This is a genomic window from Variovorax sp. HJSM1_2, from assembly GCF_049316285.1.
Lineage (GTDB): Bacteria > Pseudomonadota > Gammaproteobacteria > Burkholderiales > Burkholderiaceae_C > Rhodoferax_B.
Genome location: NZ_JBMOXA010000001.1, coordinates 197,898 through 213,252, shown reverse-complemented (window position 1 = coordinate 213,252; position 15,355 = coordinate 197,898). Strand labels below are relative to the sequence as shown.

Below are 15,355 nucleotides of genomic sequence, written 5' to 3'. Positions count from 1 at the left end.
GGTGCTCGCCGGCAGCACAATCCAACCATCACGTCCGCCCCGTTATCACGAACAGGAGCCGCCATGTCGTCCCTAGAAGTCAGAGAGTTCCCCGCCCTGCGCCTGGCCAGCATGCGCTACACCGGCACGTTTTTTGGTCCCGGCATTGCCATGACCTGGGCGCGTTTTGGCAGTTGGGCCGGTGCACGCGGGCTGATGCTGCCCGAGGTGCGAATGCTGGGCATCAGCCTGGACAACCCACAGCTCACCCCAGCCGCCTTATGCCGCTATGACTGCGCCATCGTGGTCGATGAAAGCTTCCAGCCCGACGCCGAAGTCGAGATCCAAACCTTCCCTGGTGGGCGCTACGCCTGTGTGCCGTTCAAGGGCACGGCCATGGAAATGGGCGCAGCGTGGATGAAACTGTTCAGCCAGGATTTGCCCCAGGCCGGCTTAAGCGCCGTGGCGGCGCTGCCATTTGAGCTTTACACCGGACTGCACACGGTGGACCCGGCCACCGGGCGCATCACCTGCCTGTTGTGTGCAGGTGTTGCGCCGAAGTAGGCACGCTCAATAGCCCGCAGCCAAGCCATCACGCCGTGGGTCGCTGGCGGCCTGGTAACCCTCGACCTTGGGGTCACCCATGCGCCAGATGAACTGGCCAGCGCCGAAGTCCTGGTACGAGTCGTTGATGACTTCCATGCGGTGGCCACGCTCGGCCAGGCCTTGCACGGTAGCCTTGTCCATGCCGGCTTCGACATTGATCTCCAGCCCGGCGTTGAAGCGCCAGCGCGGTGCGTCACACGCGGCTTGTGGGTTTTGTTGGTAATCGAGCATACGCACCAGGGTTTGCATATGGCCTTGTGGCTGCATGTTGCCGCCCATCACGCCAAAACTCATCACCGGCTGGCCGTCCTTGGTCAGGAACGCCGGAATGATGGTGTGGAACGGCCGCTTGCCCGGTGCCACCAGGTTGGCAGTGTTCGCACCCTCGGGGTTGACGTTGAAACCCGCGCCACGGTTTTGCAGGCTGATGCCGAACTCGGGCTCCACACAACCCGAGCCAAAGCCCATGAAGTTGCTCTGGATGAAGCTGACCATCATGCCGTTTTCATCGGCAGCGGTCAGGTAGATGGTGCCACCCTTGACCGGGTTGCCGGCGCCAAAGTCCTGTGCGCGGCGCATGTCGATGAGCTTGGCACGGCTGGCCAGGTAGGCCGGGTCGAGCAGCGCTTCGGGCGGAAACGCCATGGCCTTGCTTTCGGCCACATAACGGTACACGTCGGCAAACGCCAGCTTCATGGCTTCGATCTGCAAATGCTGTGAATCCACACCATCGACCGCGTGGCTTGGCATGTCGAAGTTTTGCAGGATGCCCAGCGCGATCAGCGCCGCAATGCCTTGGCCGTTGGGCGGGATTTCGTGCAGCGTGTGCGAGCGGTAGTCTTGCGTCAGTGTCTTGACCCATTCAGGCTGGTAGCTGGCCAGGTCTTGCAGCGTCATGCTGCCGCCCTGCTCATTGGAGAAACGCACAATCGCCTCGGCAATTTCGCCGCGGTAGAACGACTCGCCACCACTTTGCGCAATCGAGCGCAGCGCGCGCGCAGCCGCCGGAAAACGAAACAACTCACCCACTTGGGGCGCACGGCCCCAGGGCAGAAAGGCCTGGGCAAAACCAGGCAGCGACCCCAGTTCCGGCGTGGCTGCCGCCCACTTCTGCTGCACCACCACCGGCATCAAATAGCCACGCTCGGCGATGTCGATGGCGGGCGCCATCAGGTCGGCAAACGGCAGCTTGCCGAAGCGCTTGCTCAGCGCCTGCCAGCTGGCCACGGCACCGGGCACGGTCACGCTGTCGATGCCACGCTTGGGCGGGGTGTCGGCCGCGCCGTATTTCTTCTTGAAGTATTCGGGCGTCCAGGCTTGCGGCGCGGTGCCGCTGGCGTTCAGGCCGTGCATCTCCTTGCCGTCCCACAAGATGCAAAACGCATCGCTGCCCAGGCCGTTGCTCACGGGCTCAACAATGGTCATGACGGCAGCGGTCGCCACAGCAGCGTCGACGGCGTTGCCACCTTGCTGCAATATGCGCAGCCCGGCTTGTGCGGCCAAGGGATGCGAGGTGGAAACGACGTTGCGCGCAAACACCGGCAGGCGCACCGAGGTGTAGGGAGTGGCGGGATTAAATTTCATATGGGCAGAATTCCGTGAAAGTATTTGTTCGTGTTATTCGGAAGTGATCTTGCGCGAGACGATGATGTCGCGCCACTTGCTGCTGTCGCGCGCCACCATCTGGGCCAGCTGCGCCGGCGTGCTGCCCACGGGTTCAATGCCCAGTTGCGTCAGCTTGGTTTTGACTTCGGGGTCGGCCAAGGCTTCGTTGACTGCGGTGTTCACACGCGTGACGATCGCAGGCGGCAAACCCTTGGGGCCGTACAGGCCGAACCAGGTGTTCGACTCGTAGCCCGGCAACACTTCGGCAATGGCTGGTAACTCTGGTGCCATGGACGTGCGTTTGGCCGAGGTGACGGCCAGTGCACGCAGGCGGCCATCGCGCACATGCGGCAGGCCGGTGGGCAGCGCGTCGAACAACACGTCGACCTTGCCGCTGACCAGATCGGGAATCGCCAGCGCCGTGCCCTTGTACGGGATGTGCACCATGAACACGTTCGCCTGCGACTTGAAAAGCTCGGCCGTCAGCTGCACGATGGTGCCGTTGCCGCTGGAGGCGTAGTTGAGCTTGCCGGGATTGGCCTTGGCGTAGGCGATGAACTCTTTCAGCGTTTTCGCCGGGCTGCTGTTGGGCACCAGCATGATGCTCGGGGCGTTGCCCACGTGCGAGATCGGCGCGAAGTCGTTGACTGCGTCATAAGGCAGCTTGGCGCTGAGATTCGGGCCTATGGAGTGAGTGCTGGACGTGGCCAGCAACAGCGTGTAGCCGTCAGCCGGAGCTTTGGCCGCTACGTCAGAACCAATGGCGCCGCCCGCGCCGGGGCGGTTTTCCACCACCAGCGTGGTGCCCAGTTTTTCGCCCATTTTTTGCGACAACACACGCGCAAAGATGTCGGTGGCGCCGCCGGCTGGAAACGGTACCACCAGGCGCACGGGCTTGCTGGGGTAGTTCTGGGCCAGGGCGAGTGTGCCGGTCAAGGCCAAGACGCCGGCAAACAAAACTTGGGGAACAAAGCGGCGGGAGAGTTTCATAAACAGGTCTTTCGGTGCGAACCAGGGCAAAAGCTTTTGAAGGTGCCGCCACCGCCAGCGTAAAGCCCGGCGACAGGCAGCAGCCTTGAACACCCGATTGTCAGCAGTGCCGCCGCTGCTGGAAAGCGAAAAATGTTTTACGATGCCTAAAGAAAATCTTTAGTCGCCAAGCACCAAACAGATGAATTTCTTTCTCGACCCGCCCCGCTTCGGTGCATATTCGAAAGCCCGGCATGAGTAGCGTGCGTCTGCTGCGCACCTTTATTGCCGTCGCCAGCGAGGGCTCGTTTGCTGCCGCCGCCCAGCGGGTGGCGCTGACGCAGGCCGCGGTCGGCCAGCAAATGCGTGCCCTGGAGGGTGAACTCAAGCGCCCGCTGTTCGAGCGCGACGGCAAAACCGTGCAACTCAACCAGGCTGGCCGCGAGCTGCTGCCGCAGGCCCGGCAGATGGTCGAGCTCTACAGCCAGATGCAAACCGGCGGTCTGGCCGGCGGCGCCATGGCCGGCACCTTGCACCTGGGCGCGGTGGTGTCGGCGCTGCGGCCCCTGCTGCTGTCCACACTCGCGCTGAAACGCCGCTACCCGGCGCTGGACCTGCATGTGGGCGCCGCCAAGTCGGGCGACCTGGTGGCGCGTGTGGCGGCGGGCGAGTTGGATGCGGCCATCGCCGTGCACCACCCCGGCGAGGAGCGCACCCGCAGCGACCTGGTGTGGACGCTGCTCTACACCGAACCCATGGTGCTGCTGGCGCACCGCAAAATGGCCGGAGACGATGTGCGCTCGCTGGTGCAAAGCCAGCCCTTCATCCGCTTCGACCGCAGCGAACACACCGGCCAACTGGTGGACCGCACGCTGCGCCGCCTGCGCGCCACACCACAGGAGTTTCTGGAACTGAACGCCATTGAAACCATGGTGGAGCTGGTACGCGCCGGTCTGGGTGTGGCCCTGCTGCCGCAGTTGCGCGCCAGTCGCTGGGGCTCGGACCCCAAGCTGCGGCTGTTACCCATTGACGCCGCCGAAGAGGCCCGGCAGGTAATGCTGGTGCAGCCGCGCACCAGCGCCAAGGCGAGTTTGATTGGTGCCGTGGCAGAGGCATTTGCCCGCCACGTCAAATAAGCAGCGTCCGTTTACTCTGCGACGATGCCTACGCGGTGGGCCAGCGCGCGGTAACGCGCAATCTCGGTTTCCATTTGCGACCGCAGCATGTCCGGGCCGCCGGTCAATGGCTCCATGGCCTGGGTGCGCAACTGGATTTGCATTTCGGGGTCGGCCATCACGGCGGCGATCTCCCTGGTCAAACGCTGCAGCACGGGCGCCGGTGTGCGCGCGGGTGCGGCCACGGCGTACCAGGCGTCGAACACGGCCTCGGGCAGCTTTTGTTCGATGACAGTAGACACATCGGGCAGCAGGCTGGAGCGTACGCTGCCCACAATCGCCAGGGCACGCAGGCGGCCTGAGCGGATTTGCGGCGCGGCCGTGGCCACGGTGTCGATGCCGAACTGGATTTCACCGCTGATCAGCGCCGTCAACGCCTGGCTGCTGCCTTTGTAGGGCACGTCTTGCAGCTTGACGCCTGCGGCCAGGCCAAACAAGGCACCCGCCAAATGCGGTGCCGAGCCCGAGCCGAAGGTGGAATAGTTCAGGCTGCCGGGCTTGGCTCGGGCCGCAGCAGTCAGGTCTGCCAAGTTGTGGAACGGCGAGTTGGCGGGCACCACCAGCACCAGCGGTGCACGCGCCACCATGGCCACGGGGGCCAGGTCTTTGATGGGGTCGTACGGCAGCTTGGCGCGCAAGGCGGCGTTGACGGAATAACTGGTCGAGCCAGAGATCAACAGCGTGTAGCCGTCCGCATCAGCCTTGGCCACGGTGTCGGTGCCGATGATGGTGGAGGCGCCGGGTTTGTTGTCGATCACCACCGGCTGGCCCAAACGCGTCGCAAGCTTTTGGCCTATGGCGCGGGCCACCAAGTCGGTGCCGCCGCCCGGTGGGAACGGCACGACCAGCTTGATCGGCTTGGAGGGCCAAACGTCAGCCGCCACGGCCGGGCATGCCGCCAGCATAGCCACGCCCGAGAGCGCAACGGCAGAAAGTAGTTTTCCAAATTTCATCGGGGAACTTTCAGAGGAGATCGTAGGGGAGGATGGGGAGAGGGGAATAGGTTTGGCTTCAAGCGGCAGCAGTCTTGGCCCAAGGTGCGCCGGGCTCGCCCAAGTCCCAGAACAGGCCCGCCATGATGGCCAGGCCTTCGCGTGCAATGGGTGCCAGCAGATGTTCATTGGGCGCGTGTTGCGCGCAGGCCGGGTAGGAATGCGGCACCCACAAGGTGGGCAGACCCAGCAGGTCGGCAAACACGTCGTTCGGCAAGGAGCCCGCCAGGTTGGGCAGCGTGACCGGCACCTTGCCACTGCTGCGCAAGATGGACGCCTGCGCCCAGCCCACCCAGGGGTTGCCCAGGTCGAGACGCGTGGCGGCGCCAGCCAACGTGGTTTCCAGCTCAATGTCGTTGAAGCCATGCGTATCCAGGTGTGCGCGCACAATCTCGATCAACTTTTGCCACGGCGTGCCCACCACAAAACGCAGTTGGCAAAACGCCACCGCGTCGGGCGGCACCGCATTGATGGGCCGCTTGGGCGTGCCCGACTCCATGGCCAGAATTTCAATGGTGTTCCAGCCCATCAACTGCTCGGCCGGCGTAAGGCCGGGTTCGCCCCAGCCAGCGTCTATGGCCGGGTCGTCGGTATCGCCACCAATCTGCACATGGGCCAAGGCCTGGCGCACCGCAGCGGGCAATTCGGCCGGGCGCAAGGCGTCGACCAGAATGCGGCCGCGCGCATCGACCAAGCTGGTCAATGCATGCGCCAGCACCGTGGCCGGGTTGCGCAACACGCCGCCCCAGTTGCCCGAGTGGTAGGCCTTGTCGCGGGCGCGCAGGCGCAGCGAAAAGTTGACCGCGCCGCGCGAGCCGAGAAACAGCGTGGGCCGCTCGGCGTGTACACGCGGGCCATCGCAGGCGATCATCAGGTCGGCGCGCAGCAGCTCGCGGTACTGTTCACACACCGCGTGCAGCCCCGGCGATGCCGCTTCTTCGCCCATCTCCAGCAGCAGCGTGAAGTTGTAACCCAGACGGCCGCCACGCGCGGCAATCACCTGCTCCAGTGCGCCCAGGCTGATGGTGTGTTGGCCCTTGTTGTCGGCCGTGCCGCGGCCATACCAGCGCTCGCCTTCCACCGTCAAATCCCAAGGCGCCAAACCTTCGCGCCAGCGCCCTTCCTGGCCGCTGACCACGTCGCCATGGCCGTAGCTCAACAGCGTGGGCAGCGCGGGGTCTTCAATACGGCGCGCCACCAAGAACGGGCCGGCACCGGCCACGGGGTTGGGCAAGACCTGGCACACAAAGCCCAGCGGCTCGAGCGCGGGTTGCATTTCTTCCATCAGGTAGACCGCCAGTTCATCCGCCGTGGCGCCGCCATCACTCTCGGTGCGCAGGGCCACGCGGCGCTGCAGGGTTTTGAAATAGTGGCCGGCCTCAAACCAGGTTTGGGTCGCCTCCAGGCAATCGGAACGTTGCATTTGGGAGTGTCATCAAGGGGTAATGCACGGACTGTATTTGTCGCAGAGCCTTACTACAATCAGAGATATTGCAAGCCACCATTGCCATTATGGCAAATATAGGGCTCCTCTGCATAAATTAGCGCGAGGGCTGGTAGTGCGGATCGGGATGGGCTGCTAGACGCTGTTTGCAGCCAATAGCCGTAGCTATTGGCAAAAAGCGCAACGCCGCAGACCGCCCGAGTCCGTGCTGCCATGCACCGTGTTGATTTATGCAGAGGAGCCCTAACCCCATGAAACTCTCGTTGTTCAGCACCGCCGTGCGCTACTTTCTGGAAGTGGCACAAACCGGCTCGGTCAGCCAGGCCGCACTGCAGTTGCACGTGGCGGGCTCGGCTGTGAGCCGGCAGATCAGCAAACTGGAAGAGGCTTTTGCCTGCCCGCTGTTCGAGCGCCGCGCGCGCGGCATGGCACTGACCGAAGCCGGCGAACGCCTGATGGCCTTTGTGCGCACCGGCAGCGAAGACGCGGAACGTGTGGTCGAGCAGGTGCGCGGCCTGGCCGGGCAAAAGGCACAGTCCGTGCGCCTGGCCTGCACCGAGGGTTTTGCCACCGGTTTTATTCCGCAGGTGATAGAAGCCTTTCGCGAACAATGGCCCCTGGCACGCATAGAGCTGAGTGTGGACTCACCCGACGACGTGAGCCGCCGCCTGATGCAGGGCGAGGTGGAGTTGGCGCTGAAATACTCTGTGGCCCCCGAACCCGGCACACTGGTGCAACACGCCGCCCCGGCGCCGGTGTACGCCTTGATGCGCCCATCCCACCCGTTGGCGCGGCAGCGTGTGGTGAGTGTGGCCGATGTGGTGGCCTACCCGCTGTGTTTAAGCCAACGCGGCATGACCGGGCGCCAACTGTTCGACCTGGTCTGCAGCCAGCAGGGGCGCCAATACCGCGCGGCGGTGGTCAGCAATTTTTCCTCGGCGCTGCTGCCCGGCGTGGGCACGCTGGACATCGTGCTGTCGGGTTACCTGACAGCGGCCCACCTGATGCGCGAGGGCCGCCTGGTGGCCGTGCCGTTTACCGAGCTGAATCTGCAGCAACGCGTGCTGCAGGTGTTGTCGCTGCAGGGCCATACCCTGAGCGACACCGCCGAGAAGTTTTTGCAGCATTTGGTGGCCAGCATACGCGCCAGCGGCAATGGCATGGCGCCCGCGCGACGCCGCACCGCCCGGTCTTTCAGCACGCCCGCGGTTCAGCGCGACAATGCGGCGGCCAGGAAATCCAAAAAACGCGCCCCATGAAAAAAGAAAACATCGAGCCCTTCTTCGCCACGCTGAAAGCCGCCAACCCGCAGCCCAACACCGAGTTGGAATACACCAGCGTGTTCGAGCTGCTGACCGCCGTGTTGCTCTCGGCCCAGGCCACCGACGTGGGTGTAAACAAGGCCACACGCCGCCTCTACCCGGTGGCCAACACGCCACAGGCCATACTGGCACTGGGCCTGGAAGGGCTGGAGTCCTACATCAAAACCATTGGCCTGTACCACAGCAAAGCCAAGCACCTGCTGCAAACCTGCCAGATGCTGGTGGAGCAACACGGCGGTCAGGTGCCGCGCACGCGTGAGGCGCTGGAGGCCCTGCCCGGCGTGGGCCGCAAGACCGCCAACGTGGTGTTGAACGTGGCCTTTGGCGAGCCCACCATGGCGGTGGACACCCACATCTTCCGCGTCGGCAACCGCACCGGTCTGGCACCCGGCAAAACACCCTTGGCGGTGGAGCTGCAATTGATGAAGCGCATTCCACCGGCCTATCTGGTGGACGCGCACCACTGGCTGATCCTGCACGGCCGCTACATCTGTCAGGCGCGCAAACCACGTTGCTGGGAATGTGCGGTGAGCCGCTACTGCGACTTCACGCCAAAAACCACGGCCTAGTCCGCAACGGCAGAAGCCACAAGATACGGCGCAATGTTGGCCATTGCCCGTTCAACGTAAACCTCTTTCTCGCCCACCGGCGCCACGTAGTGCATGGCGCTGCGCGCCGCGTCTTCCCCCGCCAAACGCGCAATCACCCAGGCCGCCAGATACTGCGACGCCAGGCAACCACCGGCCGTGGCCACATTGCCATTGGCCGTGAACGGTTGGTTGAGCACCGCCACACCGGCCTCTTCCACCCAGGGCTTGGTGGTCAGGTCGGTGCAAGCCGGCACACCGTTCAACAAACCAAGCTTGGCCAGCACCAGGGCGCCCGAACACTGCGCGCCAAGCAACTGCCGTGCGGGGTCCAACTGCAATTGCGCCATCAGAGCCGAATCGGCCACCACCGCGCGGGTTTGCATGCCACTGCCGATGATCACGGCATCCGCATCGCGGGCCTCGCGCAAAGACACCTGCGCTTCCAGCACCACGCCGTTCATGGAACACACGCGCGCGCTGGGGCTGGCGATGGATACCCGCCAGCCCGGCGTTTTGATGCGGTTGAGCAGGCCTAGTGCGATCAGCGAGTCGAGTTCGTTAAAGCCTTCAAAGGTGAGGATGGCGATGTGCATGGTGCGTGGCTTGTGTTCAAGGAATCAATCTGGGGGGAATGCCATCGTAGGCGCACCGATCAATACAATCAAATAATTGTCATGGATACATTCACCATCACCTCAGCTCATGCCCTCGCCCCGCTACAAACAACTGGTTGACAGCTTGGCCGCCAATATCCGCGCCGGGCAGCTGGCGCCCGGCACGCGCCTGCCGACCCACCGGCAACTCGCCACCCGGGAAGGCTTGGCATTGGTCACGGCCACGCGGGTCTACACCGAGTTAGCGGCCATGGGCCTGGTGAGTGGCGAAGCCGGTCGCGGCACCTTTGTGCGCGAGACCGCTTTGCCACCTGGCATGGGCATAGACCAGCAGGCTGCAGCCGCGGGCATGGTCGACTTGAACTTCAACTACCCGTCGCTGCCCGGCCAAGCCGAGTTGCTGCGCGACGGCCTGCGCCAGTTGGCGGCCTCGGGTGATCTCGAAGCACTGTTGCGCTACCAGCCACACGGCGGGCGCATGCACGAACGGGCCACTGTGGCCCGCCATCTCGCCCTGCGTGGCTTGCAGGTCACGGCCGAGCAGGTGTTGATCGTCAGCGGCGCACAACATGGGCTGGCGGCCGCTGTGATGGCGCACCTCCAGCCCGGTGATGTGGTGGCCGTGGATGCACTCACCTACCCCGGCTTCAAGGTATTGGCACAAGCCCATCGCCTGGAGTTGGCGCCTATCCCCGCCACGCCGCAGGGCCCCGACCTGGACGCCTTGGAGCGCCTGTGCAAGACCCGCCGCGTGCGCGCCATCTACAGCATGCCCACGCTGCACAACCCGCTGGGCTGGGTGATGCGCCTGGGCCAGCGGCGCCGTCTGGTGGCCATTGCGCGGCAACACGGGCAGCTCATCATCGAAGACGCCGCCTACGCTTTTCTGGCCGAAGATGCGCCCGCCCCGTTGGCGGCCCTGGCGCCTGAGGCCACGGTCTACGTGTCGGGCCTTTCTAAAAGTGTCGCCACCGGCTTGCGTGTGGGATTTGTGGCTGCGCCTTTGGCATGGGTGGCACCGCTGGAGCGCGCCATCCGCGCCACCACCTGGAACACACCAGGCGTGATGACCGCACTGGCCAGCACCTGGCTGGAAGACGGCACGGTGGAACGCCTGGAACAACACAAGCGCCAGGACGCCACGCAGCGGCAAGCCATCGCCAGCGAAGTCCTTAGAGGCATGCCCTTGCAGCGCCACCCGGCCTCTTATTTCGTCTGGCTGCCCTTGCCCGAAGAGGTACGCGCCGACCAACTGGCCCAGGCGCTGATGCATGAGCGCATTGCCGTGTCCACGGCTGAACCTTTCGCCACCTCAGCACAAGTGCCACATGCCATCCGACTGGCCTTGGGTTCGGTGGCGCCGGATGCGCTGCGCGAGGCCCTGCAAAAAGTCAAAACGACCATCCAAGCCCAGGCTTGCTGAACCGGCAGTGCTCCGCTTCAAGCACTTTTCTCAGACACACCCGCCGAGGCAAAGCTGGCCATCTCGCGCAGCATCACACAGGCCGATTGCAGCAGCGGCCAGGCCAACGCCGCGCCCGAGCCCTCACCCAGGCGCAGGCCCATGCTCAGCAATGGCGTGGCTTGCAGATGCTGCAGCAGCCGCAGGTGACCAGCCTCGGCCGACTGGTGCGCAAACACACAACGCTGCAACACATATGGCTGCAATGCATGCGCCACGGCGATGACGGCGGTGGTGATGAAGCCATCGACCACAATCACACGACGCTGGTCGGCGGCCTCCAGCACGGCGCCTAGCATGGTGGCCATCTCAAAGCCGCCAAAGGCTTGCAGCACATCGAGCGGTGCGGCCACGTCGGCATGCAAGGCCAAGACCTCACGCAGGATGTCGACCTTGCGGCGCACACCGTCTGCGGCCAGGCCCGTGCCCGAGCCAGTGCACTCGGCAATGTCCAGCCCCGTCAGCCGCGCCTGGATCAGCGATGCGGCCGAGGTGTTGCCAATGCCCATTTCGCCGAGCAGCAGCGCGTTGCCGGGCAACTGCCGCACCAGCTCTCGGCCATTGGTGATGCCCTGTTCCAGCTGCGCGCGCGTCATCGCCGTGCCTTGTGAGGCATCGGCCGTGCCGGGGCCAAGCTTGCGCACCCACAGGCTGGCACGCGGCGCATCACCCTGGCGCACAAAGTCGTGGCGCACACCACAATCCACCACCGTCAGGTTCAAGCCGTGTTGCCGCGCCAGCACACTCACACACGCGCCACCGGCCAGGAAGTTCTCCACCATCTGCCAGGTCACATCACTGGGGTAGGCAGAAACACCGCGTGCGGCCAGGCCGTGGTCAGCGGCGAAAACCACCAGTTGTGCCTGATCCAGGGCCGGAGACTCGGTGCCCAATATCTGCCCTAGGCGCAGGGCCAGGCTTTCCAACGCGCCGAGAGCGCCAAGGGGTTTGGTCTTTTGGTCGAGCTTGGTTTGCAGGGCCTGTGTCAGCTTGGGGTCGGCTATGTCGGCAAGGCTGGGAATGAGTTCGGGCATGAATGCTGCTTTCTGGGAGAAATCGATTATCCCCTCTGAAATCGCCCCCTGACTCTATCGGGACAAGCCCTTTCTGGACGCGGATCAGACAACACTAGAATGGGCGCGCAAGGATTCGTATACACCGTTTCACAAGAACGTTCTCGACCGATTCCCGACGACTCCCGACCTCACAACAAGGATTCAACATGAAAAAAGCCCTCTTGATCTTGGCTCTGCAAGCCGTCGCCGCCACCGCCTTTGCGCAAGGCAAAGACCTGAAGGTCGCCATCGACCCGACCTACGAGCCCTTCACCTTCAAGACCGCTGACGGCAAACCCGCTGGTTTTGACGTGGACATCGCCTCCGCCCTGTGCGAGCAGATCAAGCGCAAATGTGTGTTCGTCGAGCAGGTGTGGGACAGCATGATCCCCGGCCTGCAGGCCAAGAAATACGACGTGATCATCAGCTCCATGTCGATCACCGAAGACCGCCTGCGCGCCGTCGATTTCACCGACAAGTATTACAAGACGCCGAGCAAGATCGTGGTGCGCAACGACATCAAGTACACCGATGCGGCTTCGCTCAAGGGCAAGAAGATCGGCGTGCTCAAGGGCAGCACCCAGGAGAAATACGCCAATGGCGAACTCAAGCCCGCAGGTGTGATCGTCACCCCCTACGAAGCGCAAGACCAGGTGTACCTGGACATCAAGTCCGGCCGTCTGGACGGCACCGTGGCCGACATCGTCGAAGTCAACGGCGGTTTCCTGAGCAAGCCCGAAGGCAAGGACTACAGCGCCGTGGGCGAACCCTTGCTGATCCCCAAGTACTTCGGTGCTGGCGTGGGTGTGGCCATGCGCAAGGGCGACGCCGCTTTGAAGGGTGAGTTGAATGCGGCCATCAAGGCCATTCGTGACAACGGCACCTACAAAAAGCTCAACGACAAGTACTTCAAGTTCGACGTCTACGGTCAGTAAGCGGTATTCGAACCAGGCTTGGCAGTTTCAGCATGAGTGGTTATTACAGCTCCATCCTCCAGGGGGCGTTGTTGACGGTGGGGGTGTCGCTGTGTGCGATGCTGGTGGCGGTATGCCTGGGCATTGTTGGTGCCTGGGCCAAGCTATCGGGCAGCAAGTTGCTGGTGGCCGTGGGCACGGCCTACACCACCATCATCCGCGGCATTCCTGATCTGGTGCTGATGCTGCTGGTGTTCTACGGCGGCAGCATCGCCGTCAACACCTTGCTAGAAATGGCGGGCAGTGAAGCCACACTAGACATCAACCCATTCGCTGCCGGTGTGGTCACGCTGGGCTTTATTTATGGCGCCTATATGACGGAGACGTTTCGCGGCGCCATGTTGGCCATTCCACACGGGCAGACCGAAGCCGCTGCGGCCTACGGCATGACGCCGCGCCAAACCTTTGTGCGCATCACCGCGCCGCAGATGGTGCGTTACGCCCTGCCCGGCTTCACCAACAACTGGCTGGTGATGATCAAGGCCACGGCCTTGATCAGCCTGATTGGCCTGCAGGAAATGACCTATCTGGCGAAACAAGCCAGTGCGGCCACACGCTCGCCGTTTGCATTCTTCCTGTTCACAGCGGCGCTGTTCCTGGTCTACACCTGGGTGTCCTTGGTGGTACTGCGTCGCTTGAATGCGAAGTACAGCCTGGGCAACAAACGCGTGAGCTTCTAAGCCAGGCCGACCGGCACAAGACCAATATGAATTGGGAAGTCATCTTTACCCCCGACAGCCTGGCGCTTTATGGCGAGGGCATCGTCACCACACTGGCGCTGCTGCTGGCCTCACTCGCCGCAGGTGGCGTGCTTGCTGTCATTTTTGCGCTGGCATTAACCAGCCACAGTGTGCTGCTGCAACGCATCGTGGGGGCCTACACCTTTGTGATCCGTGGCACACCGCTGCTGATCCAGGTCTACCTGATCTATTACGGCCTAGCGCAACTTGAATGGATTCAGGCGCGCTGGGATGACGTCTGGCCCTGGGTCTATTTCAAGAATTCGTTTTTCTGCGCGCTGCTGGCCTTCACGCTGAACACCGCCGGCTACACCGCCGAAATGCTGGCCGGTTCGATACGCGAAACCAACCCCGGTGAAGTCGAGGCCGCCCAGGCCATGGGCATGAGCCGCTGGCAGGTGCTGCTGCGCGTGGTCTTGCCCAGCGCCATGCGCCGCACGCTGCCGGCCTACAGCAACGAAGTCGTGATGATGCTGCAAAGCACCAGCCTGGCCAGCGCCGTGCCCGGTCTGCTGGATGTCACGGCTGCCGCCAGCCGCATCTACTCCGACTTTTATCTGCCGTTTGAAGCCTATCTGGCGGCCGCCGCCATCTACCTCGTTTTCACGTTCTGCCTCATCGGGCTGTTTCGCCTTGCCGAGCGCCGCTTCCTGGCCTACCTTGGGCCCCGCAAGAACTGAGCATCCTTCATGCAACGCAAAGACCATTCCCTGCTGAGCCCGAGCCTGGGCAGCTTCAAGACACTCACCAGCTTTCACTTTGGCCAAGCCGGTGTTGGCCAAAAAATCTACATCCAGGCGAGCTTGCATGCCGAAGAATTGCCCGGCATGCTGGCCGCGCACCATTTGCTGCGTTTGCTGGAAGCGGCCGATACACAAGGCGCCATAAAGGGCGAAATCATTGTGGTGCCGGTGGCCAACCCGATTGGTTTGGCGCAGCGACTAGACCACCGCTCTATGGGCCGTTTTGAACTCGGCACCTCGGAGAACTTCAACCGCAACTTCCCTGATCTGGCCACCGCCGTGTTGCCCGCAGTGCGGGGCAAGCTCGGCGCCAACCCGGCCGACAACACCCGGCTGATCCGTGCCGCTGCCGCGCAACATATTGCGCAATGGCAGCCGCAAACCGAGTTGGAGAGCCAGCGCAAGATTCTGACCGGCCTGGCGTTTGATGCCGACGTGGTGCTAGACCTGCATTGCGACTTTGAAGCCGCCGTACACCTCTACACCGAAACCCCATGCTGGCCGGTGATTGAACCGCTGAGCCATCTGCTGCAAGCCAAGGCCGTGCTGCTGGCGCTCGACTCGGGTGGTTTATCGTTCGACGAAGCCATGTCGGGCCCGTGGTGGCGCCTGGCCAAGGCACTGGAGGCCGAAGTGCCCGCAGGCGCCATTGCGCAAGCCTGCGCCAGTGTGACGGTGGAACTGCGTGGCGAAGGCGATGTCACACACGACCTGGCCAAGAGTGATGCACAAGCCTTGTTCGGCTACCTGCAGCATCTGGGCGTGGTTGCGGGCACACCGCCTGCCCTGCCGGCTGCGGCTTGTGAGGCCACACCCTTGGCCGGTTCCCAAACCGTGAACGCGCCGGTGCCGGGTGTGGTGGCCTTTGCCGCTTTGCCGGGCCAACACTTGCGTGTGGGCGACCTGGTGGCGGAAATCATAGACCCGATACAGAACACCGTGTACGCCGCGCGCTCCGAGGTCGACGGTGTTTTGTTTGCACGCATTTGCAAACGTTACGTCACCGCGGGCGAAAAGCTCGGCAACATCGCCGGCAAGACGCCCTTCCGCACCGGCAATCTGCTCGGTGCTTGATCCCTTTGTTT

Annotated in this window: 15 protein-coding genes; 9 read left to right on the top strand and 6 right to left on the bottom strand. The window is 63.4% G+C overall.

What is annotated here, in order from left to right:
- The first annotated feature begins 63 nt into the window (after positions 1-63).
- A complete protein-coding gene (locus ACFQ95_RS00955) occupies positions 64-543 on the top strand; it encodes an AraC family transcriptional regulator (protein ID WP_422828912.1) in 480 nt (159 codons plus the stop codon).
- A 6-nt stretch (positions 544-549) separates the two neighbouring features.
- On the opposite strand, the gene ACFQ95_RS00950 is transcribed toward ACFQ95_RS00955, so the two are convergent.
- Complete coding sequence (locus tag ACFQ95_RS00950; RefSeq protein WP_422828911.1) at positions 550-2,169, bottom strand: gamma-glutamyltransferase family protein; 1,620 nt, start codon at positions 2,167-2,169, stop codon at positions 550-552.
- Positions 2,170-2,202: 33 nt separating this feature from the next.
- A complete protein-coding gene (locus tag ACFQ95_RS00945) occupies positions 2,203-3,180 on the bottom strand; it encodes a Bug family tripartite tricarboxylate transporter substrate binding protein (protein WP_422828910.1) in 978 nt (325 codons plus the stop codon).
- 233 nt (positions 3,181-3,413) lie between these two features.
- On the opposite strand from ACFQ95_RS00945, the gene ACFQ95_RS00940 reads away from it, so the two are divergent.
- A complete protein-coding gene (locus ACFQ95_RS00940) occupies positions 3,414-4,295 on the top strand; it encodes a LysR substrate-binding domain-containing protein (RefSeq protein WP_422828909.1) in 882 nt (293 codons plus the stop codon).
- 11 nt (positions 4,296-4,306) lie between these two features.
- On the opposite strand, the gene ACFQ95_RS00935 is transcribed toward ACFQ95_RS00940, so the two are convergent.
- On the bottom strand, positions 4,307-5,287 hold the full coding sequence (locus tag ACFQ95_RS00935; RefSeq protein ID WP_422828908.1) for a Bug family tripartite tricarboxylate transporter substrate binding protein: 981 nt from the start codon (positions 5,285-5,287) through the stop codon (positions 4,307-4,309).
- Positions 5,288-5,345: 58 nt separating this feature from the next.
- A complete protein-coding gene (locus tag ACFQ95_RS00930; RefSeq protein ID WP_422828907.1) occupies positions 5,346-6,749 on the bottom strand; it encodes a M20 family metallopeptidase in 1,404 nt (467 codons plus the stop codon).
- A 272-nt stretch (positions 6,750-7,021) separates the two neighbouring features.
- Here ACFQ95_RS00930 and ACFQ95_RS00925 point away from each other — a divergent pair, with 272 nt between their 5' ends.
- Together ACFQ95_RS00925 and nth are read left to right on the top strand one after the other, a co-directional pair.
- Positions 7,022-8,029: a LysR family transcriptional regulator gene (locus tag ACFQ95_RS00925; RefSeq protein ID WP_422828906.1), complete on the top strand. Its 1,008-nt coding sequence runs from the start codon at positions 7,022-7,024 to the stop codon at positions 8,027-8,029.
- Positions 8,026-8,661 carry an endonuclease III gene (gene nth, locus ACFQ95_RS00920; protein ID WP_422828905.1) on the top strand — a complete coding sequence of 212 codons (636 nt, stop codon included), beginning with the start codon at positions 8,026-8,028 and terminating at the stop codon, positions 8,659-8,661. The genes ACFQ95_RS00925 and nth overlap by 4 nt, the downstream gene beginning before the upstream one ends.
- Here the strand turns inward: nth and ACFQ95_RS00915 are convergent.
- A complete protein-coding gene (locus ACFQ95_RS00915; protein WP_422828904.1) occupies positions 8,658-9,275 on the bottom strand; it encodes a DJ-1/PfpI family protein in 618 nt (205 codons plus the stop codon). The two genes, nth and ACFQ95_RS00915, sit on opposite strands and share 4 nt — an antisense overlap.
- A 109-nt stretch (positions 9,276-9,384) precedes the next feature.
- Here ACFQ95_RS00915 and ACFQ95_RS00910 point away from each other — a divergent pair, with 109 nt between their 5' ends.
- Positions 9,385-10,719, top strand: a complete 1,335-nt coding sequence (locus ACFQ95_RS00910) for a PLP-dependent aminotransferase family protein (RefSeq protein WP_422828903.1) — start codon at positions 9,385-9,387, stop codon at positions 10,717-10,719.
- A gap of 17 nt (positions 10,720-10,736) precedes the next feature.
- On the opposite strand, the gene cobT is transcribed toward ACFQ95_RS00910, so the two are convergent.
- Positions 10,737-11,792 (bottom strand): nicotinate-nucleotide--dimethylbenzimidazole phosphoribosyltransferase, encoded by a 1,056-nt coding sequence (cobT, locus tag ACFQ95_RS00905; protein ID WP_422828902.1) that lies wholly within the window; start codon positions 11,790-11,792, stop codon positions 10,737-10,739.
- 188 nt (positions 11,793-11,980) lie between these two features.
- Here cobT and ACFQ95_RS00900 point away from each other — a divergent pair, with 188 nt between their 5' ends.
- From ACFQ95_RS00900 to ACFQ95_RS00885, 4 genes are read left to right on the top strand one after another with little or no spacing between them, the layout of a single operon-like run.
- Positions 11,981-12,748 carry a lysine/arginine/ornithine ABC transporter substrate-binding protein gene (locus ACFQ95_RS00900; RefSeq protein ID WP_422828901.1) on the top strand — a complete coding sequence of 256 codons (768 nt, stop codon included), beginning with the start codon at positions 11,981-11,983 and terminating at the stop codon, positions 12,746-12,748.
- 32 nt (positions 12,749-12,780) lie between these two features.
- Positions 12,781-13,467 carry an ABC transporter permease gene (locus ACFQ95_RS00895; protein ID WP_422828900.1) on the top strand — a complete coding sequence of 229 codons (687 nt, stop codon included), beginning with the start codon at positions 12,781-12,783 and terminating at the stop codon, positions 13,465-13,467.
- A 26-nt stretch (positions 13,468-13,493) separates the two neighbouring features.
- Positions 13,494-14,207, top strand: coding sequence for an ABC transporter permease (locus ACFQ95_RS00890; RefSeq protein ID WP_422828899.1), 714 nt, complete (start codon positions 13,494-13,496; stop codon positions 14,205-14,207).
- Between the two features lie 9 nt (positions 14,208-14,216).
- Complete coding sequence (locus ACFQ95_RS00885; protein ID WP_422828898.1) at positions 14,217-15,344, top strand: succinylglutamate desuccinylase/aspartoacylase family protein; 1,128 nt, start codon at positions 14,217-14,219, stop codon at positions 15,342-15,344.
- Positions 15,345-15,355 lie beyond the last annotated feature (11 nt).